We start from the raw sequence: 19757 nt of genomic DNA, 5'->3' as shown, positions 1-19757 counted from the left end.
CCTTTGAGATTGCTGGGGCTTTCGACCAAGTTGGTTGCGGGGACGGGATTTGAACCTGTGACGGCTGCGATAGCCGGCGACTTCGATGCTAAGCGTGGGTTTATGGTGCGCTCGGAGGGCGTTCGCGTTTGTTGCGATTTCAACAGCTTATCTGGATGGTCGAAGTTGCTAAGTGCACTTCGCCGTCAAAGGTGCTTTTTCGGCCCTGGTTCAGACAAGAGCTAGTCGCCCGGATGCAACCCCGCCCTATTCTCGTGAGATCCGCCGGCTACTCATAACGGTCTGGTTGCAGGTTCGAGTCCTGCCGGGCCCAGCAAGAGGATCAATATCTTACTGCGCGATCGTTGCCCGTAGCACGACGTCCGCACCAGATACGAGCTCTTTTCGTTCGTGTACTGGCTCAGCGGCGCGGATTCATGCGGGGACGTTGACTAGCTACCTGGGCTTCGCGCAAATCTGTTCCGACGACGTCAAAGATTTGCAGTCTTGGGCCGTATAGTCGGAAAACCTGGCGCCCTAGTTCACCGGCCGTTCACCGATCTGCCAATCGTCGACTGAAGCTGGCCTGAGAGCCAATCTGAAGACGGCCTTGGCCAATTTCTTCTTGACCGGCGACGAGTAGCCGGTCGGCGAATTCCTTCAACACCAAAGCAAGACGATCGAACCCTGCCGAGCCCAATCTGCCATCGAAGGGTCGCCGCCATGATGCTCCGTTGTCATCAATCCAACGGACGACCGCGAGTCTCCGGCACGAAGCAAATAGCGACAACGAACGCGAACCCCGACACGATCACCGGATACCACAATCCAAAATAGGGATTTCCGGAATACACATTCATTGCTGTGACAACAAAGGATAGCATTCCGCCAACCCAACCCGCGCCCACATGAAACGGAAACGAGAGGGACGTATATCGAATGCGCGCCGGAAACAACTCGACCATGAAAGCTGCCATTGGGCCGTACACCATCGCCAGATAAAGCACGAGTACGAACAGGAGCCCAAATGCCGCAGGGCGATTGATCTTCGAAGGATCGGCGGATGATGGCCATCCCGCCGAGACCAACGCCTGCTTAAGCGTGTCGGGGTTAAAGTCCTCTACGAGACGTCCTGCGATTTTGACCGTGGTCGGCGCGCCGGGGGCCGGCTGCTCCGACCGATACTGGACACCAAGGTCAGCTAGAAGGCCCGTCACTTTATCGCATTCCGTGGCAGCCTCAGCAAACAAGCGGAAATTGCAGTCGCGAGCCGTGACGACTATATCGGCGTTCTCGAGAAAGCGCTCCAGGCCCGGGTTTGCATAGTGGGTCAAGCCCTTGAAGATCGGCTGGGTGGTGACAGCCGCCAACAGGCAAGCCAGCGCCATGATGGGCTTGCGGCCGATGCGATCGGACAACCAGCCGAAGAAAACATAGAGAGGCGTTACCACGACCAAAGCGGGGCCGATCAGCAATTGCACCTCCTCCATAGGCACCTTTAGTGTCTTGTTGAGAAAGAACATCGAGTAGAAATGTCCGGTGCCGAAGATCGCTCCGAGGCCTGCAGCGACAACGAACAACAGAACGATGCATTTGAGGTTCGAGGCCTGCGTAAAGCTCTCGGTGACCGGCGCCCTCGACGTTGCGCCGGCAGCCTTCATCCGCTGGAACGTAGGCGACTCGTGTAGCTTCGCACGAAAGTAGACGGACACGATCAGCAGCAGCAGCGACAACACGAACGGCAAGCGCCAGCCCCAATCGTGGAACTGCTTATCGGAGAGTATGAGCTTCAACCCGAATACCACGATGATAGAGCTCAGGAGCCCGAGCGTCGCCGTGGTCTGAAGTGAACTAGTGTAGGCCCCACGCCGGTGCACCGGCGAGTGTTCCGCAACATAGGTCACGGCTCCACCGACTTCGCCGCCCAGCGCCAGGCCCTGCAGCAAGCGACAAAGCACGAGTCCGCACGTCGCCGCGATCCCGATTTGATCGTAGGTTGGAAGCAGTCCCACCCCCACCGTGGCAACGCCCATGAGAATGATGGTCACAAGAAACGTCTTCTTGCGTCCAACCATGTCTCCCAGGCGACCGAAGAACAGCGCGCCGATCGGACGAACGAGGAAACCGGCACCAAACGTTGCGAGGCTTGCGAGGAATGCCGCCGTCTCGTTGCCTTTCGGGAAGAAGAGATGCCCGAGCTGAACCGCCAGAGCCGCGTAGATGTAGAAGTCGTACCACTCAAGCAGCGCACCGAATGAAGACGCCAATACGACCTTCTTCTCCTCGGCGGTCATTGCGGAAGTCGCACGCGTAGCGCTTACAGAATGCAGCGTGTCCGTCATCGTCCCCTCACCTCTTATCTTGTTTAATTGAGATGTATACTGAGCATATCACTTTCGCGACGGTTAACAACTCAGAATCGATTCGGGCCAGTACGCGCTGTTTTGAAAGAAAATTGCCATCGGCTATTCGAAAAGTGATCTTAAGCGTCTCGTTTATTCATCAGTATACAAATTATTTTTGAACGAGTTGTCGCCGGGCAGACCAAACTCGTTCGCGCAAACAAAAGGTCCCGCAGAACGCCGGACGGTACGGCAACCTGATTATCGAAGGATACGGGCAAGGTCGGCGACATGTGCGCAATCCGCCGCTATCGCCACCCCCCGTGCTGACATCACGAAGCGGGCCACTAGCGCCTGCCCGAGCCGCCGATCACAGCGGCAGATCCGGGCGTCTTCGCTTCCACCAGCTCCAATGTATCGGAGAGATCCATCACGACCGCGTACTTCTCCGACATGTCGAACAGGTTCGCTTCATGCGGCCCGATCGCGCGGTCTCCGACGCAATCGCGGACCACAAGCGGAAGGAAGCCTAACGACATCGCATCAACGACGCTGGCTCTGACACAGCCGCTGGTGACGCAGCCTGCGACCACAAGTGTCCGGACGCCGCGCTGCGTCAGCCAAGGTGCCAGTCCTGTTGCGAAAAATGCCGACGGCACGGTCTTGCGCACGACCAGCTCATCCGTCTCCGGCGCGAGCTGCGAAACAATCGCGCTGTTCGAGGAGCCCTCCTTCAGCGCGAGCAGCCCCGGCACCTTCATCGCAAAGACGTTGCGGTCAGCGTCGTCGTCCGCGAATACGATCCTGGAGTGCGCAACCGGCCACCCTCGCCGACGAGCTTCGCCCACCAGACCAACCGTTTTCTCCATGGCGGCGGCAATGTTGCCGCCGCCGAAAACGACAGGATCGAGGAAGCCATTGACGAAATCGACGATTAGCAGCCCGAACGGAGCAACAATATCTAGGTCCTGGCCGAAGCCCTGGCGGCGATATGTCAACTTGTCGTCGGTCATTCGGCCGCCTCGCGAACCGGACCATCATCGAGCACCTTTCCGTTCCGGACGACTTCCTCCCCGTCGAGCGCAATCGTGCAGTTACGCATCGGAATATCGATGTGACACGCGGTCGTCCGGCTACCGCCAGCCTCGTTGTTCGGCCCGAACGAGAACAAGAAATTGCCCTCGAAGGCCCGTGCGTCCATGCCGATCGTGGCTTCCCGGTCATAGAGACCGAGCGTCGACCACTTCGCCCTCGGCTGCAGTCCCCAGCCGATGTGCGACATCGCGTATGCGTCACGATCATTGTACGAGGCCATGTATTCGCTCAGGATCTCGGCATCGACGCCGCCCTCGATCGACGTGACGAAACCCTTCTCGATCTTGAAGTGGATACGATCCTGAATGTAGGACTTCATCGGGAGCAGGATGTCGCCCCGCTCCATCACGATCGTTCCGTCGGCCTCACCTTCGTTCGCCCAGGTCAAGGCAAACCCGCTGGGCCAATGATCCCATCTTCCCGGCTCGTCAACGAAGCCGTACTCGCTGATCGCCGGGAACTGGCCCAGCTTGAAACGCACATCCGTCCCGGCCGGCGACGTGACATGCATCTCCTTCGCTTTGCTGAGCTTGGCGCTGGCGGCCATGACGCGGGACCGCTCGGCCAGCGTCGGCACCATGCGCACCAGGACTTCCGGAGGTTCGACAGCGAGCAGAATTTTGGTCCCCGCTTTCAGTATCTCGTGCTGCTCGGGAGAGAACAGAAGGGTCATGAGATCAAGGACAAGATCGCTCTCCTTCAATGCCGCGATTGCGGCCCGATTTCCGGTCAAGGGCGTCGTCCCCAGATAGGCAAGCGAATCTCGGCTCAACGCCTTCTCGCCATTGACCGGAAGCAGATCGAGCCGGTTGACGATTGCGCCCATCGATGCAGCCGCGAGGATTGCCGTGGACAGGGTCTGCGGATGCGTCGACGAACTGGTGAGCACCGTGACAAGTTGACCCGGCCCCAGCTTGGAAAGCGCGAGAACCTGCTTCCAGGCCTGTATCAGATCATGATCGCTGACTGACATGTTCTTTCTCCTTGCTGGTTGCGGCGTCCAGACGAGCGCCGAGAAATGCCTCGAAGGCAGCGTAGAAACCTTCTTCATCATCCCAAGGGATCATGTGCCCCGCGTCGGTCACCCGGGTGGTCGAAGTGCCCGGCACAAGTCGTTGGATTTCGGAAATGTCATCGTCGCGAACGACGTCACCGCGTCCGGCCGCGATCAGCCTCACGGGTACGCAGATTCCTCCGAGATCGGCGTGAACGTCGTCGGTGTGAAACCCGTCGAAACTCTCTCGCACCGCACGCTCGTCGCAGGTGTGCAACCATTCTGCTCGAAGCCGCAACTGATCATTGGTCCAGGTCGGACAAAACGCGCGCATCGCTTCGGCGTCGCAACCGCGGCTCGCAAGCCGAATGGAATCCACATACCAATCGAGTTTTGCCGGATAGCTCCGTCGGCCGGGTCCTGAGACAGGGGGATCCACCAGGACGAGCCTCGCTAGTCCGGGCAGCCCCATGCGCGCCGCACGGACTGCGATACGAGCGCCCATCGAGTGGCCTACGACGGAGTATCGTGACAACTTCAACGCTGCGGCCAACCCGGCCAGATCGGCAGCCTGCGCATCCAGGCTGTAGTCGAGCGAAGATCCGCTCTCGGACAGTCCCCTGCCCCGAATGTCAAGAACGTAGGTCTCGAACTCGCGGCCAAACCGTTCGCCGACGAACCCCCAAGTCACGGCCGGACTGGTAATGCCGGGCAGAATGATGATTGGATCACGCCCCGCCCGCGGCTGCCCGTAGAGCAGGTAGTGGAGCCTGATCCCGTTCACATGAACGTTGCCGCCGCTCCGGAACGCACTCATCTTGCGGCCTGCAACTTTGCGATACGAGCGGACGATGCATCCTTGTTGAAGGCGCCCGAAAGCAACGCACCGGCGCCGGGCACCCGTGTGTCCAGTTCGAGGGCCGTCAACATCGCGTATGTCGTCGCGACGGCGGCAGTGACGACGGGCTTGCCGGTTCTGGCCTCGACCTCCGCAATCGAGGGCAACGATGGCATCTGCACGCATGCCGACAAGACGATCGCATCGGCATCCTTCAGATCCATGCTCGCCACGATCTTCGGCAGGTTCGCGGGGTCGTGCCGACCGACCATGATGTTGTCCGGGATCTCCAGCGCGCGAGAATCGGAGACGCTGATCCCTTCATGCTCGATGTAGTCGATCACAAGCTGCGTAAGTGGCTTCATGTATGGCGCAACCACGGCAATACGCTTGGCACCGATCACATGAAGGGCGTCAACGAGGGCACCGGCGCTGGTCACAACGGGCGCCGGTGCACCGTTCTCGGCCGTGCGACCGTGGAGCCGCTCCTGTGAGACCCGGTGATATGACTTGCCCATGCTCATGATCGCCACGAGACAGGCGTAACCGAGCACGTCGACACGCGCATCCGAAAGCTCGAGAGCGCAGCGATCGGACTCGCTGTCCATGGCAGCGAGTTCCTCCTTCTTGACCGTCTTCATTCGCATCCGGCTGGAATGAAACGTGAAGCGTGTGCCGTGTGCGAGCGAATGCGCGCCAAGCATCGCGGGGATTTCAGTCTCCATGGTCGTGTTCGAGCTCGGAACGATCTGACCGACGCGATAAACCTTTTGCATTTGGTGTCTCCCCGGCCGATCAGGCCAATTTCAGAATGCGTTCAGCGTTGCGCGAGCAGACTTGCGCACGGACCTCTTCGGGTATCGAAGTGGATTCGATGAAATCCGCGGCTATTGCCGTCGACTCGTAGGGGTAGTCGACCGAAAACATGACCGCGTCGTTGCCCATCTCGGCAAGCGCGCAGGTCAGCGCCGCAGGCGAACAGACTCCGGACGTCGTGATGAAGATGTTGCGTCCGAAATACTCGGAAGGCTTGCGCGCCAGCTGAACACCGTGCGGGTAGACGGCGAAGCGGCTGTCGAACCGCCACAGCAGCATCGGGAGTCCCTCTCCCATGTGGCCGAGGATTATCTTCAGCCGGGGAAAGCGATCGAAGACACCGCCGAACAGCAGCCTGAGCGCATGGGTCGCGGTCTCGACGCCCCACCCCCACACTGCACCGGTGAGCTCTGGATGGCCGTCATAGGCCTTCGGAATCAGACTCGGGTCCGTCGGATGCAAATAGAGCGGAACGTCCAGATGTTGCATCCGCTCCCAGAACGCGTCGTAGGACGGGTGGTCGTAGTAGATCCCGCCTGTATGACCGTTGACCAGGGCCCCTTTGAAACCAAGGTCCTCAACGGCTCGGGTCAGTTCGTCCGCAGCCGCCTTCGGGGAATGCATCGCCAACGACGCAAAGCCGGCATAACGCGCCGGACGCCGCTTGACCTGCCGTGCAAGATAGTCATTGCCCTCGGCGGCGCGCCGGATCGCGATGTCTACGTTGGGCTCAGCCTGAACGCTCGGGCCGGTCTGCGACAAGACGACCTTGTCGATTCCGGCTCGATCCATCTCGTCGAGCCGCAAGTCGTCGAAATCCTTCAGTTGGGACGACAGCCTGGATTGCGCAGCGGAGTCCATGTGCTTGGTGAAGACCTTCGAGTACTCCTCGAAGCCTGGCACCATGAAGTGCTCTTCAAGCGCGATCTTGCGAATTCTGGACGACATGGCTTGCTCCTTACGGATCTCGAACGTGCGCGGACCCCGGTCACGGCTAAGACGGACCTGACCGGGGTGACCCTCTTGGTCATTTCACGAGGGGACATTCGCTTTCAGCCAGGGGCTTGAACGCCTCGGCCGCGGGAATGGTCGCCAGGACCTTGTAGTAGCCCCACGGCGCCTTCGATTCAGATGGCTTCTTCACTTCGACCAGGTACATGTCGTGGACCATTCGTCCGTCGGCTCGCACTGAACCGGTCTGCGTGAAGGAATCCCGCACAGGCAGCTCTCGCATCTTTTCCGCGACGGCAATCCCGTCGTCGGTACCCGCCTCCTTCACTGCCTTCAGGTAGTGAAGCACGCCGGAATAGACGCCGGCCTGCGCCATGGTCGGCATGGCTTTGCGCTTCTCGTAGAATTTCTCCGCGAAAGCGCGGCTCTGGTCGTTCAGATCCCAGTAGTAGCCGGTCACAAAAGTGAGACCCTGGGCGACCTGAAGACCGAGACTGTGCACATCAGTGATGAACGTGACCGGGGTAACGATTGTCTGCCCGCCCTGCACTATTTGGAATTCATTGGCTTGCTTCACGGCATTGACCGTGTCGCCACCGGCGTTGGCGAACGCGATGACCTTCGCTTTCGAGGATTGCGCCTGAAGCAGAAAGGATGAGAAATCCGGTGTGTTCAGCGGATGGCGTGCGGCTCCCACCACCTTGCCGCCGGCTGCCTTGACTGCCTTCGACGCCTCCGCCTCGAGCGAAAGACCGAACGCGTAGTCGACCGTCAGGAAGTACCAAGTGTCAAACCCCTTCTTCACGAGGGCAGAGGCGACCCCCGCAGCATTCGAATAGTTGTCATAGGTCCACTGAAATCCGGTCGGCGAGCACGCCTTCCCGGTGAGATCCATCGTTGCTGCCGTGGAGTAGATCGCGATCTTCTTCTTGGCTCTCGCGACCTCCTGGACGGCTAGTGCCACGCCCGAGTTGGGGAAGTCGATCACCATGTCGACGTGATCGACATCGAACCATCGACGCGCCAATTGCGAACCGACATCGGCCTTGTTCTGGTGATCCCCCGAGAGCACTTTGATCGGCTTGCCGATCACGGTTGGCCCGAACTCCTCCACCGCAATTTCCGCGGCCGCAACGGAGCCGGGCCCGCCGAGATCCGCGTAGACACCACTCAAGTCGTTCAGGACGCCGACCGTAATCGCGTCGGGGCCTGCCTTGGCCGGACCCAGACCCGATACTAAGATGAGCGCGAAAGTCGATGATATGAGCCTGTTCATGAGCCATCCTCCGTTTGCCTCACGCGCCGCCGCCATCTTCTTGTTGTTATTCTCAGGTCAATCCTGAAACCGGCGGTATCGTACGCGATAAAGCGATGTATACTGAGTAATTTGACGGCTCGTCAAGAGGCCTCTGGCGCAATCGCTCGCCGCGCCCGCCTAAAGAATGGAAGGAATGCACGTTGAAGAAGCAATCATCCGCCAATTCCACGAAGCCCGAAGTCAGGGTGGAGATGGCACGGATGCCCCTAGCATCGCGCCCTGGCTACCTGATCCGCCGTCTGCATCAGATCCACTCGGCGATCTTTCTTGAAGAGTGCCAGGAGTTTGGCATCACACCGGTGCAGTACGGTCTGATCACAACCCTGCTCAACAACCCGGGTATCGATCAGGTGACGCTAGGCGGTGAGGTCGGCATCGATCGCACTAATGTTGCAGACGTCCTGAACCGCCTGTCAGAACGCGGCCTGGTGCGGCGCGAACGAAGCCAAACGGACCGACGCTCGATGGTGGCCTTCCTGACCAAGGATGGCGAAGCGGTTGTCGAGAAGATGTACGACAGTATGCGGCGCGCGCAGGATCGCTTTCTCGCGCCGCTGCGCCCCGAATTCAGGGCCGCGTTCCTCGCGATGGTAACGGAGTTGATCGAAGGCAACAGCAAGTACAGCCTGCCCGACACCGCCGCGGCATCCGGGCGGCGGAAGTCGACCGCAGGTCAGAAAGAATAGGCCGGGATAGCTGAATATACTCAGTATACCACGTTAATATAGAGCGTGTACGGGAGTTCTCCTAAGGGTAGGGCCGCTGCTGCGGCCCTACTGCCGCGAAAACAAGCGCGCCTTGATAACCGACCAAATCAGTCCAAGGCCGCCGAGCGTCGTCTTTCTCCGAGGCGGAGCCGCCCCCGTGATACTGGCTTCGAGGTTTTCGGCGAATGCCGTAGCCAATCGACGCACGACGTCCTGCACCAACCCGGCTCGGTTGAACTGAGCGAGCGGTCCGCTCAGCTTCCAGGTCAGCGTGACCGCAATCAGTGATGCGCTTGGCCCGTCCGCAATGACGCTCCAGCGCGCGCTGCCCGCTGCGGACGACCCTTGTCCGGAATCACGCCCCCGGCCAGTCAGCCATCCCTCTCGCTTCGAGGAATCCATGCCGACTTTCGCCTGGCCGTTGAAAGCGACCTTGATCGGACCGAGCGATATTCGAACCTTTCCGACGAGATCCTCTCCGTCGAGCGACGTGATCTCAGCGCCAGGCACGCAGGGGACGACCCGTTTCAGGTCCGAAAGAATGCTCCAAACCTGCTCCGGGGGCGCCGCGACTCGTACCCGTTCCTCGATCGATGTGCCGCCGGCCGATCCGCCAATCGGTGCCGCTTTAGCTGCAGCCGACGAACGCGTCACGGGCCCGTTTGTCGCTAAAAGGGACGCGGGCCGCGACCTCGAGCCCTCGAACCTGCTCACGGTAACCGGAGCCACGGCCGCCGCCACGTTGGGCTTTCTGCCCGCAGCGACTTTTTTGACCGCGGCGACAATCCCGACATAACCGGTGCAGCGGCAGAGATTGCCGGACAGTTCTTCGCGCAGAGCCCGCTCATCGATATCGCCCAGCCGAAGCACGATATCTCGCGCTGTCGTCAGCATTCCGGGCGTGCAGAAGCCGCATTGCAGGGCATGGCACTCGGAAAACGCCTCGCGCAATTCCTGCATGGTCGGATCGTCATCAAAACCTTCGATCGTGGTAACGTCGGCGCCGTTGCAGTCAGCAGCAAATGTGATGCACGAGCGTTGGATTCTGCCATCGAGCACAACCGTGCAGGCACCGCAAACACCCTGCTCGCATCCGAGATGCGTTCCGGTAAGGTGAAGCTCGCTGCGCAAGAAGTCCGCCAACAGCGTGCGCGGCTCAACATCCGCCGCGACACCCCCTCCGTTGACCGTCATTGACACCTGCGTCATCGGCCCTGCCTCCCACCCAAAGTCGCCAGGGCCCGGCGAACCGCGACCGCATGCAATTCCTGCGTGTCGATATCGAGGTTCGGCAGAACGCGGCGGATTTCCTCCGCCGCGATCTCGCATGCCGCACCCGGCCCCGCCTCGGCAAGACGTGCGGCGGTCTCGGGCAGAAGCGCCGGCGAACCGCTGGTCGCACCGGCAAGCACCCGCTTTATGCCTGCCTTCTGATCGAGAACGGCAACGCCGATCGCGTTGGCGAATTCGCCGGTCTTGCGGCAAATCTTCTGATAGGCCCACGATGCGTCCGCCGACAACCGTGGAACCTCGATCGCGGCGATCACTTCGCTCTCACCGAGCTTCGTCGAAAACGCTCCGTCGACGAAGCTCTCGGCAGCGTAGCGCTTCGGCTGCTCCTCGCCCCCCTGGGCGACGATCACGGCTCCGAGCGCCGCCAGCGTCGAAACCCAGTCTGCGGCAGGGTCCGCATGCGCCAGGCTCCCGCCCATCGTTCCGCGATTGCGCACTGCCCTGTAGGCTATTCCATGCGCCACCGATCGCAGCAGTCCGCGCGTCGGGTCCTCCAGGACACCATCCTCGATCTCGGCATGCGTCCATCCAGCCCCGATCGAGAATACCTTGTCGTCGGCTGCAAGCTCCCGAAAGCCGGATGCGCGCTTGATATCGACCAGCAGTTTGGGCCGTGCCAGTCTCAGGTTCAGCATCGGGACCAACGATTGGCCCCCAGCCAACACCTTGGCATTGCCGTCTGCCCCTGCGAGGAGCTCGGTTGCTTCCCCGAGGGTCCGCGCATGCTTGAGCTCGAAAGCCGATGATTTCATCGGGCCACGTCCCTTCGAGATTCTGTCGCCTGCGATGGACGCGCGCGCCGGATTGCCTCCCGTATTCGCTGCGGGCTCGCCGGCACCTGCCGTATCGTAGCGTTCAAGGGCGACAAGGCGTCGTTTATCGCGTTGACGATCGCAGCAGGCGGCGCGATCGCTCCGCCCTCGCCGACCCCCTTGATCCCGTGCGCCGAGTATGGCGATAGCGTCTCGCGATGGTCGATGCGAAATGTGGGCAGTTCCGTCGGACCAGGAAGAATATAATCGAGCAGCGTCGATGCGAGCGGTTGGGCGTTATCGTCATACGGGCTCTCTTCGAACAGCGCAGTGCCGATACCCTGCGCTGCACCTCCATAGGTCTGCCCTTCGACAATCATCGGATTAACCATGCGTCCGCAGTCCTCGACGATCGCATAGTCGAGGATCTCGACAAGCCCGGTTTCGGGGTCAACCGCGAGCCGAACGGCGTGCGTGGCGTAGGAGAACACTCCCGTATCGACTTCCGGCTTGTATCCTTCGGTCGCCTCCAGACCCGCCGTGTTCACGGTCTCCGGAAGTTGGTCCGGTCGAAGATACCAGGCACGCCCAACATCCTCGTAAGTGACGCTGGCATTTGCCGCAAAGATGCGCCCTTCGGCAAATCCGACGGCGGCAGGTTCGACTTGCAGCAAATGGGCGGCAATTGACTTGATCCGACCGGCAACGACCTCCGCGGCCCGTGAGACCGCGCCGCCCGACATGACGATCCCGCGCGAAGCATAAGCGCCGGTCGAGAATGGGGTCGTCGCGGTGTCCCCCAGGGTGACCCTGATGTGCTTGAGCGGAACACCCGTCTGTTCGTGAGCAATCTGCGCCAGCGTTGTTTCCAAGCCCTGCCCGATCGTGTGGATGCCTGCGGCAACCTCCAGCGCGCCGTCAGGCGTCAGCTTCACGTGTGCCTGATCGAAGCCCGGCACCAGCGGCAATCCCCAGGATGCAAATACCTTGGTGCCATGCGCAGACTGTTCGGTGAAACTGGCAAACCCGATGCCGAGGTAACGCCCCCGGTCGTCGCGCTTGGCCCCAGCGCGGAACGCCTCGAGTCCGATCATGTCCTTTGCGGCAACGAGCGCCTCCGGATAGTCCCCGGAATCGTAGTGCTTGTTCGTGATGTTGGTGTATGGCATGGCCGAAGCCGGGACCAAATTGTCACGGCGTACTTCCCATGCTTCGCGACCGACCTTCTGTGCGATCGCGTCGATAACCTGCTCCATTGCAAAGCAGACGCCCGGCCGCGCAACGCCACGATAGGGCGCGAAAGGCGGCTTGTTGGTCGCAACCGAATAGGTCCGACATCGATAGGCCGGTAGGTGATACGGCCCGGGGAGGTTGCCTCCGGCCTGCGCAGCCTCCAGGCAGGCGGTGAATGGCCAAACGGAGTACGCCCCCGTGTCGACGGACACTTCGGCGTCGAGCGCGAGAAGCCGTCCCTGCGCGTCCGCATAGGCTTTGACGTGGTATTCGTGCTGCCGCGCATTTGCGCCGGCGACAAGATGCTCTCTGCGATCTTCGGTCCAGCGGAAGGGCTTTTTGAAGGTTGCAGCCAGCCAGGCGACGGCAACCTCCTCGGGCTGCAACAGGCACTTATAGCCGAACCCGCCTCCGACGTCCGGCGGGGCGACCCTGATCTGAGCCTGCGCGATCCCGAGGCACTCGGCCAGCCCGGCCCGTATCATATGCGGCACCTGGGTGGAGGTGTGAACGACAAGCTGATCAGCACGATCATCCCACCAAGCCAACACTCCCTTGCCTTCCATGGGATGCATCGTCTGACGAGCACATGTCATCTCGAGCTCGACCGAGATCGGGGCCTTGGCGATGACTTCGTCGACGCCACTGTCGAAGAACGTCTCCAGGAACAGATTATCACCCCACTCCGGATGCAAGAGTTCCGCGTTCTCGCGGCGACCGCCCGCACAAGATGCGATCACCGGCAGGTCGTCATAGCCGATCTCGACCTGCTCGATCAGATCTTCCGCGATCGCACGGCTCTTTGCCACGCACATGGCGACCGGCTCGCCGACGAAGCGCACCCTGTCGGTGGCCAGGATCGGATACTGCGATACCTTGTATCCCGGAATGGAAGATCGCGTAACGATCGGCGAGACCCCGATGAGATCTTCGGAGAAGAAGGTATCGACGGCGTGATCCGGTGATTTTGCCTTCGACGATATCTTCGCATGCGCCGCTGGACTGCGCAGGAATGCTACTTCCCGTAGCCCGGGCATATGGATATCGCCGACGAACCGGCCTCGACCACGCAAGTGTCGGGCATCCTCTTTGCGCGGGGCTCGCGCCCCAATACCTTCACCGGCCGGGCTGACCCTGCTCATCATGATCCCTTCATGCGCTCCGCCAAACCGACCTCGCCGCTACCAAGGTCACAGTACCTACCCTCTCCTCGCCAAGGGCTTCACACCGGAATGCAAAGCGCATTCGGAACGAGCAGGTTATCGTAGACGCAGCGGCGCTGCCTGAGCCTGAGGCCCTCGTCGGAACGCCGAAACACATCGTGATAAGTCCCGACCTGGTGAATGGTCGCGTCAGGGCGATCAAACAAGACTTGCAAGACGACGTAGTTCGCTCGAGCCTTTATGTTTCCGTCCTCATCTTCGCCGAGCAACTGCAAATTGCTGATCAGATGACGAAGGTACCGCGGTGCAAACATGGCGGTCTTCTCCAATGCGAAAGCCCGATCGCGAATCATGCCCCTATTCTCGCAGTAGATGAGACCAACCGGGTGGCCGCGATCTTCGTTCTCACGCGACAAAACGACATAGCTTGCGTCCGCCGTGAACATCTCGCTCCAGTCGGAGAGCCGCTGCTCGTCGAGGGCGGCTGCGTATTGGCAATTGAACTGCTCAATTGCGTTGCGGAGCAATAGCTGGCGGATTTCCGCGGTGTAGGTGGGATCGGTGGCCGACATCTGATTAGTCCGTATCTCTCGCGTTAGAGTTCCATCGCGCTGCGCCAGTGCTGATACATCGCCCGTATCGACGCCTCGGAGATCAAGGTATCCGCGGTGCCGATGACACCAGGATCCAACTCGACCACATGTTCACCATCGGGGACCGCAAGCATGCCATCCTGCACGAACTTGATGGCCTCGTTGTCTTCGAGGCCAAGGAAGCCTGCGGGTCCCATCAGGTTGCCTTGCCGCAACCGATGCCGCGTCATTTCCTCATCGTCGCCCTCAAAACCGAACATGGTCCACTTCATGATGAACTCGTTGGGCCCCGTCGGGACGATCTGACGAACACCGAGTGTATTCATCTCCCGCTGCACAATGAGATTGGGCCAGATCGTCGTCATGGTCACTGACCAGGGACTATCGAACTCATTGATGAAATCCATGAAGCGCGGCTCCTCGAGCTTCATGCCTTCCTTGTAAGCACGCATCTCCTTCTTGGTGCTGTTGTCGAGTTTGCTGACGTCCGACTTTGCCGATGCCATCACGCCATGCCGACCGGAGGCATCGGCGATCATGGACGATTTATTACCGGCCACCAGGAGACCGAAGGTCACCAGAAACGTGTGCAGCAACGTTGCGTGATAAGGATCCTTGAGGTTCTCGTGATAAAGCTTCCAGTTTCCCGGCAGGCTGTGGCGATAGTGACCGAGCACCTTGGGCTTCCGCCCGTCAAAGGTAGCCTCGAACTCGCGGAGAATTTCCGGTCCGAGATACTCGGCCAGCGGCTCCATGTCGTTGCAGTAGGACGCGAACACGACACCGCGATGGGTCGTGACTTTTAGCTGCCTGAGCCCGTGGTCTGCATTCTTGAAATCGCGAGGCATTCCGCCCTTGCCGTCCACACCGCGGCGGAACGGCACCCCCGCCAGATTGCCCTTCAAGTCGTAAGACCATTGATGATAGGGGCAGACGAATTCCTTGGCGTTACCGCTTAGTTCGCGGCAGAACTCAGCCGCGCGATGCGCACAACGATTCTCGAAGACGTTGATCGAGCCATCTTCGGCGCGCGATACGACGACAGGCGTTGGCCCCACATTGGAACGGATGAAGTCGCCGACATCAGGAATCTCGCTCTCGAGCGCAACGTAGTTCCATGTTCGCCCGTGAAAGATCTTCTCGACTTCGCGCCGGTAGATGTAGTCGTCCGTGTAGACCCAATCGGGCACCCTGGTGAGCCCTTCGGATGGCCAGACGTATTGGCTCGTCATCGTCGCCACTGACTTCTCGTTCACCACCTGACCGTTCTCCTCTTTGCCGTCGCTCGTGAGCCAAGCGGCGGAAGCCTTGGCGATATCAAAAACTCCCGGGCCTTCGAGCTCCTTGCGCGCGTGCCGTATCGCGGCAGGATCGGAAAACGCGACCACGCTGGTAAGCCGCCCGGTTTCCGGATCAATCGTGCGGTACACGGCGCCACGCTCGCCGTCGCGCCCAGTGAGCGCGACCTTGTCGCCTGGTGACGAGACACCGAGTATCTGGATGTTCAGACCAAACTGATCGGTCCAGAACCAGGGGGCCTGGATGTCCTCACTCCGAGGCACCCCGGCAATCGATTGACCTGCGGCCGCACCTTGCAGCTCGGCATTGTGCCAACTCTCTAAACGGCGCGAGCGTCCCCTGACGGGACTATGGTGCAACGCGCAATCGCCAGCTGCCCATATGCCTGCGACGCTCGTCCTTTGCTCTGCGTCGACAACGATCCCCCCATCCACGGAGCACCCGGCCGCGGCTGCCAATTCGGTCTCGACGGCCAACCCGACACCAATGCAAACGGCGTCCGCAGCGAAAGGGCCGGCGGATGTAGTGACCACAAGGTGCTGACCATCGAGCCGAATGTCCTGAACCTCCACTTCGCGCAGAACGGAGACGTTGTGGCGTTCGGCGAGAGAGCGAAAGGTGTGCCCAAGTGGTGCGGGCAGCACGCGGGCCATCAGCTCGCCCTCGCGCTCGAGGACGACGGTGGCGACCCCGAGCGTCGCGACGGCCGATGCAAGCTCAAGGCCAATGAAGCCGCCGCCAACGATGACTAGACGCTTCGCCTTTTCGAGAGACCGCCTGATGGAATTGGCATCCTCGATTGTGCGCAGATAATGCACACCGGGTAGATCGGCACCCGCAATGGAAAGTCGCCGCGGGACTCCACCGGTCGCCAGCAAGAGCGCATCGTATTGAAGCGCAGTCCCGTCACTCAAGAGCGCAATCCTGGCGGCGGGATCGATGCGAGTGACGGAGCGGCCGAGGTGCATCCTGACGTCGAGGGAGACCACGTCGGCTTCAGGCAAACGCCGACACGATTCGATCGACGCCTTTCCGAGGAGAACATCCTTTGAGAGTGGCGGACGCTCGTACGGCAGATGCTCCTCCCGTCCAACGAGATCTATCGTGCCGGTGAATCCACTGGCACGCATGCTTCGAATTGCGGCTGAAGCGGCTTGCCCGGCTCCCACGATGACTACAGCCCTACTGGCAGGCGGTTCCCTCGGTGGGCCGACCGGCGCCCGATCTTCGGTCGCAGCCTTCTTGCCCTCATCGAGATCGACAAACACCTCGCCATCCGCAACCTTGACCGCGTAGGTCTCAAGGTCCTTCGTGACCGGGGAGCACAGCGCCTTTCCTGACCTGATATCGAAGATGCCTTGGTGCAGCGGGCACTCGATCGTGTCGCCGTCAACGAAACCATCGGCAAGAAAGGCTAGCGCATGCGTGCATATGCCATGCGTGGCAAAGACTTCTCCACCAAGGAGATAGAGCGCCACAGGCTTGCCGTCGATCTCGACACTCCTGACGCCGTTAGGCTTCAGTTCGTCCAAAGCAATTGCTTTTCGCCACGCCATCCAAACCCTCGGAGCCACCCTGAATTTTGATCAGTATACATCCTATTTTAGACAATGCAAGCCGAAGAGACCTCACTGGACCGCGGCAACAAAATGGCTGAAAAATTGCGCATAACGTGCATCGTTCGAACTCCAGGTTTAGCAAGTTGAGCGACGATTGCAGCGCAATATAAGGCTATATACTGATAATATTAGCCACATCCGCCGCATCGCGGGAGGCCTCGGTCGTGAATTATTAGTGAAGAAGCTCGCCGTGATCAGGTTCGCATGTGTGACCGCCTGCGGCGGGCGCGATCGCCGGGCAGCAATCAGGATTTACCGACACCGACTATAGTGACCTGATCCGTGAAAGCGCTTGAAATACTGTCTCTTGAAAATTCTCGGTTTACACCCAGCGGCACCGGCGATCAGGCAGCATGGAGGTCCGGCGCCGACTGGCGCCGGCGCCCTATTCTATCGCTAATGCAATCGAGGCTTTGCTCAAGCGCGTCGGTGATCGAGGGGCAACTTTCGATCAGCATTCAAATGTGGGTTTATGGCGCGCTCGGAGGCGTTCGCATTTGATACGATTTCAATGGGTCATAGTGGCCAAGAACGAGTTGAGGTGCATTTCGTCGGCAAAAAATGCCTTTTAGCCCAACCGACGAATAGGCGCCCTGCCCTATACGGGGTTAGGTTGGCTTGCCGCTCATAACGGTCTGGTTGCAGGTTCGAGTCCTGCCGGGCCCACCAACGAGATCAATAGCTTACTCCGTTCTCGTCGTCCGCAACGCGACGGCCGCACCAGATACGTCCACTTTCCATTCGCCCACCCCAATCATCTAAGGCATCAGACAGTATACCGGCGCCTTAGCTATTCGCACAGAAAATGCGGCGTGCGTTCAGAACCTTACGCGCCTAAGACGCTGCGCGCGGGAGCGGCCACAATCATGATCAAGTCTTCTCGCTACACCTCGAAGAACACCGTCTCGCTGTCACCCTGCAGGTGGACATCAAAGGTGTAGGCGTTGCCACCCGTCTTCTTGGCGATCAGGGTCGCACGGCGATCGGCCGGCACCAGCGCCAGCACGGGATCGTTTGCGTTGCCCGCCTCATCGTCGAAATAGATCCGGGTGCAGAGGTGCAGCAACATGCCGCGCGCGAACACCGCAAGCACGATGTGCGGCGCCTGCGGCTTGCCGTCGGCATCCGGCACAGCGCCCGGCTTGATGGTGTCGAAGGAATAACCGCCGCTCTTGTCGGTGCCGCAGCGGCCGAAGCCCTTGAACGAGGAGTTCGGCAGCGCGCGCTTGTCCTGCGGATCGGAGAAACGGCCCTGGGCGTCGGCCTGCCAGATCTCCAGCATGCAATCCGGGATGACAGCGCCGTCGCCGTCATAGACCTTGCCCTCGACGCGAATGCGTTCGCCGGATGTATCAGATGTCAGCAGATTGTTGGTGAAGGCGTCGTTCCACTCATACTCGCCATTCGGCGTCAGGCCGTATTTGAAATACGGGCCGACGGTCTGCGAGGGTGTGATTCCATCAGGACGTGACACGTTACTTGGTCTCCATCGGCGTGGCGTTGCGGCCGCGCAGCACGATATCGAAGCGGTAGCACAGCGCCCATTCCGGCTTGGTGTTGTCGAGATCGAAGGACGAGATCATCCGCGCCCGCGCCTTCTCATCGGTGACCGAGTTGAAGATCGGGTCGAACGGGAACAGCGGATCACCCGGGAAATACATCTGCGTGACGAGGCGCGAGACGAAGGAGTGCCCGAACACCGAGAAGTGGATATGCGCGGGCCGCCACGCATTGTGGTGATTGCCCCAGGGGTACGCGCCGGGCTTGATGGTGATGAACTTGTAACAGCCCTTGTCATCACTCTGCGTCCGCCCCGCGCCGGTGAAATTCGGATCGAGCGGCGCCGGGTGCTGGTCGACGACATGGATGTAGCGGCCGCAGGCATTGGCCTGCCAGATTTCGACCAGCGTGTTGGGAACGCCACGGCCGTCCTCGTCGCGCACGTGACCGTGCACGATGATGCGCTCGCCGAGCGGCTCGCCCTTGGCCTGGATGGTGAGATCGTTGTCGTGTGCACGCACCGTCTCATGACCATAGACCGGACCGGTCAGCTCCGAGAGCGTGTGCCGCATCGGGATCAACGGCTTTTGCGGCGAACGCAGAAGCGCGCTGCGATACGCGGGAGACAGGCGCGCGGGATGGATGCCGTTCGAAGCGACCGGATAGATCAACGTCATGTGCTTGCTCCAGACAAACCGAGCGCCAGTCGGCGCGGGACCTACATCACGCCGGCGCCTTGAAATCGTAGGAGATGCGGCCGGCCGGTAGATAAAACAGCGCGATGACCGCGCCGCCCCTCACCTCCGGATAGTGCCGGCTGCCGGGATCCGGAGCGGTCCAGCCCGGGCCCTGCCAGCCCTGCAACCCCTTCAACTGGGCGCCCTTGTCCAGGGGAACGACGAGGTTGAGCTCTCCATAGGGATGCCCGTGGTACTGCCCGCGCAGCACGTCATGATCGTCCTCGTCCTTGAAGCGGCGCGGGTCGGTGCTGTTCATGTAGACCGCGGTGATGCTGAACTGGAACGTCTCGGGGACCGGCTCAAGGATGCGGCTGCGCCGGTAGTTCGGGCCTTCCACCTCCTGGTTCGCCGCCCAGCCCTCCTCGACGCCCATTTTGATGAGACGGGCGAGATCCTGATAGAGCGCGCTCGTCTCTCCATAGGTCTCGTTGAGCCAGCGCTCCATCGCCGCGCTCGGTGTCATGTCCTTGACTTCACGCAGAAACGGAATGCTGCGTTCGATAAGCTGTTCACGGCTTCCCATGA

Annotated in this window: 16 protein-coding genes; 1 reads left to right on the top strand and 15 read right to left on the bottom strand. The window is 60.6% G+C overall.

Features of this window, described 5'->3' with window-relative positions; all coding sequences use genetic code 11:
• Positions 1–719: 719 nt before the first annotated feature.
• From QDT69_RS22465 to QDT69_RS22435, 7 genes are all read right to left on the bottom strand, one after another.
• The gene (locus QDT69_RS22465) at positions 720–2321 is read right to left on the bottom strand and encodes an MFS transporter (RefSeq protein ID WP_279708651.1); all 1602 of its coding nucleotides are present in this window, start codon (positions 2319–2321) and stop codon (positions 720–722) included.
• Positions 2322–2668: 347 nt separating this feature from the next.
• Positions 2669–3334, bottom strand: a complete 666-nt coding sequence (locus QDT69_RS22460) for an isochorismatase family protein (RefSeq protein ID WP_279708650.1) — start codon at positions 3332–3334, stop codon at positions 2669–2671.
• Positions 3331–4389 carry a 2,5-dihydroxypyridine 5,6-dioxygenase gene (locus tag QDT69_RS22455; protein WP_279708649.1) on the bottom strand — a complete coding sequence of 353 codons (1059 nt, stop codon included), beginning with the start codon at positions 4387–4389 and terminating at the stop codon, positions 3331–3333. Before QDT69_RS22455 ends, QDT69_RS22460 begins: the two co-directional genes overlap by 4 nt.
• Positions 4370–5227, bottom strand: a complete 858-nt coding sequence (locus QDT69_RS22450; protein WP_279708648.1) for an alpha/beta hydrolase — start codon at positions 5225–5227, stop codon at positions 4370–4372. The genes QDT69_RS22455 and QDT69_RS22450 overlap by 20 nt, the downstream gene beginning before the upstream one ends.
• On the bottom strand, positions 5224–6024 hold the full coding sequence (locus tag QDT69_RS22445; RefSeq protein WP_163159960.1) for an Asp/Glu racemase: 801 nt from the start codon (positions 6022–6024) through the stop codon (positions 5224–5226). The genes QDT69_RS22450 and QDT69_RS22445 overlap by 4 nt, the downstream gene beginning before the upstream one ends.
• A 19-nt stretch (positions 6025–6043) precedes the next feature.
• Positions 6044–7012, bottom strand: a complete 969-nt coding sequence (locus QDT69_RS22440; protein WP_279708647.1) for an amidohydrolase family protein — start codon at positions 7010–7012, stop codon at positions 6044–6046.
• Between the two features lie 79 nt (positions 7013–7091).
• Positions 7092–8291: an ABC transporter substrate-binding protein gene (locus tag QDT69_RS22435; RefSeq protein WP_279708646.1), complete on the bottom strand. Its 1200-nt coding sequence runs from the start codon at positions 8289–8291 to the stop codon at positions 7092–7094.
• Positions 8292–8473: 182 nt separating this feature from the next.
• On the opposite strand from QDT69_RS22435, the gene QDT69_RS22430 reads away from it, so the two are divergent.
• Entirely contained in the window at positions 8474–9019 is a 546-nt protein-coding gene (locus QDT69_RS22430) for a MarR family transcriptional regulator (RefSeq protein ID WP_279708645.1), read from the top strand.
• A gap of 87 nt (positions 9020–9106) precedes the next feature.
• On the opposite strand, the gene QDT69_RS22425 is transcribed toward QDT69_RS22430, so the two are convergent.
• The 8 genes from QDT69_RS22425 to QDT69_RS22390 form a co-directional block, all read right to left on the bottom strand.
• Positions 9107–10249, bottom strand: a complete 1143-nt coding sequence (locus tag QDT69_RS22425) for a 2Fe-2S iron-sulfur cluster-binding protein (RefSeq protein WP_279708644.1) — start codon at positions 10247–10249, stop codon at positions 9107–9109.
• The gene (locus tag QDT69_RS22420; protein ID WP_279708643.1) at positions 10246–11085 is read right to left on the bottom strand and encodes an FAD binding domain-containing protein; all 840 of its coding nucleotides are present in this window, start codon (positions 11083–11085) and stop codon (positions 10246–10248) included. Before QDT69_RS22420 ends, QDT69_RS22425 begins: the two co-directional genes overlap by 4 nt.
• The gene (locus QDT69_RS22415) at positions 11082–13460 is read right to left on the bottom strand and encodes a xanthine dehydrogenase family protein molybdopterin-binding subunit (RefSeq protein ID WP_279708642.1); all 2379 of its coding nucleotides are present in this window, start codon (positions 13458–13460) and stop codon (positions 11082–11084) included. Before QDT69_RS22415 ends, QDT69_RS22420 begins: the two co-directional genes overlap by 4 nt.
• Positions 13461–13540: 80 nt before the next feature.
• On the bottom strand, positions 13541–14053 hold the full coding sequence (locus QDT69_RS22410; RefSeq protein ID WP_163154246.1) for an aromatic-ring-hydroxylating dioxygenase subunit beta: 513 nt from the start codon (positions 14051–14053) through the stop codon (positions 13541–13543).
• A gap of 23 nt (positions 14054–14076) precedes the next feature.
• On the bottom strand, positions 14077–16929 hold the full coding sequence (locus QDT69_RS22405) for an FAD-dependent oxidoreductase (RefSeq protein ID WP_279708641.1): 2853 nt from the start codon (positions 16927–16929) through the stop codon (positions 14077–14079).
• A 946-nt stretch (positions 16930–17875) separates the two neighbouring features.
• The gene (gene pcaG, locus QDT69_RS22400) at positions 17876–18466 is read right to left on the bottom strand and encodes a protocatechuate 3,4-dioxygenase subunit alpha (protein WP_279708640.1); all 591 of its coding nucleotides are present in this window, start codon (positions 18464–18466) and stop codon (positions 17876–17878) included.
• Between the two features lies 1 nt (position 18467).
• The gene (pcaH, locus tag QDT69_RS22395) at positions 18468–19169 is read right to left on the bottom strand and encodes a protocatechuate 3,4-dioxygenase subunit beta (RefSeq protein WP_279708639.1); all 702 of its coding nucleotides are present in this window, start codon (positions 19167–19169) and stop codon (positions 18468–18470) included.
• A gap of 46 nt (positions 19170–19215) precedes the next feature.
• Positions 19216–19755, bottom strand: coding sequence for a DUF4863 family protein (locus QDT69_RS22390; RefSeq protein WP_279708638.1), 540 nt, complete (start codon positions 19753–19755; stop codon positions 19216–19218).
• Positions 19756–19757 lie beyond the last annotated feature (2 nt).

Source organism: Bradyrhizobium sp. CER78 (assembly GCF_029846235.1).
Lineage (GTDB): Bacteria > Pseudomonadota > Alphaproteobacteria > Rhizobiales > Xanthobacteraceae > Bradyrhizobium.
Note: the sequence above shows the minus strand (reverse complement) of the source record. Positions and strands in the feature narration are given on the sequence as shown.

Excerpts from the sequence above, each read along its gene's own strand:
- QDT69_RS22425 (WP_279708644.1), bottom strand. The coding sequence starts at position 10,249 with ATGACGCAGGTGTCAATGACGGTCAACGGAGGGGGTGTCGCGGCGGAT.
- QDT69_RS22465 (WP_279708651.1), bottom strand. The coding sequence starts at position 2,321 with ATGACGGACACGCTGCATTCTGTAAGCGCTACGCGTGCGACTTCCGCA.
- QDT69_RS22445 (WP_163159960.1), bottom strand. The coding sequence starts at position 6,024 with ATGCAAAAGGTTTATCGCGTCGGTCAGATCGTTCCGAGCTCGAACACG.
- QDT69_RS22450 (WP_279708648.1), bottom strand. The coding sequence starts at position 5,227 with ATGAGTGCGTTCCGGAGCGGCGGCAACGTTCATGTGAACGGGATCAGG.
- pcaH (WP_279708639.1), bottom strand. The coding sequence starts at position 19,169 with ATGACGTTGATCTATCCGGTCGCTTCGAACGGCATCCATCCCGCGCGC.
- QDT69_RS22455 (WP_279708649.1), bottom strand. The coding sequence starts at position 4,389 with ATGTCAGTCAGCGATCATGATCTGATACAGGCCTGGAAGCAGGTTCTC.
- QDT69_RS22390 (WP_279708638.1), bottom strand. The coding sequence starts at position 19,755 with ATGGGAAGCCGTGAACAGCTTATCGAACGCAGCATTCCGTTTCTGCGT.
- QDT69_RS22415 (WP_279708642.1), bottom strand. The coding sequence starts at position 13,460 with ATGAGCAGGGTCAGCCCGGCCGGTGAAGGTATTGGGGCGCGAGCCCCG.
- QDT69_RS22405 (WP_279708641.1), bottom strand. The coding sequence starts at position 16,929 with ATGGCGTGGCGAAAAGCAATTGCTTTGGACGAACTGAAGCCTAACGGC.
- QDT69_RS22435 (WP_279708646.1), bottom strand. The coding sequence starts at position 8,291 with ATGAACAGGCTCATATCATCGACTTTCGCGCTCATCTTAGTATCGGGT.
- QDT69_RS22420 (WP_279708643.1), bottom strand. The coding sequence starts at position 11,085 with ATGAAATCATCGGCTTTCGAGCTCAAGCATGCGCGGACCCTCGGGGAA.
- QDT69_RS22410 (WP_163154246.1), bottom strand. The coding sequence starts at position 14,053 with ATGTCGGCCACCGATCCCACCTACACCGCGGAAATCCGCCAGCTATTG.
- QDT69_RS22460 (WP_279708650.1), bottom strand. The coding sequence starts at position 3,334 with ATGACCGACGACAAGTTGACATATCGCCGCCAGGGCTTCGGCCAGGAC.
- QDT69_RS22440 (WP_279708647.1), bottom strand. The coding sequence starts at position 7,012 with ATGTCGTCCAGAATTCGCAAGATCGCGCTTGAAGAGCACTTCATGGTG.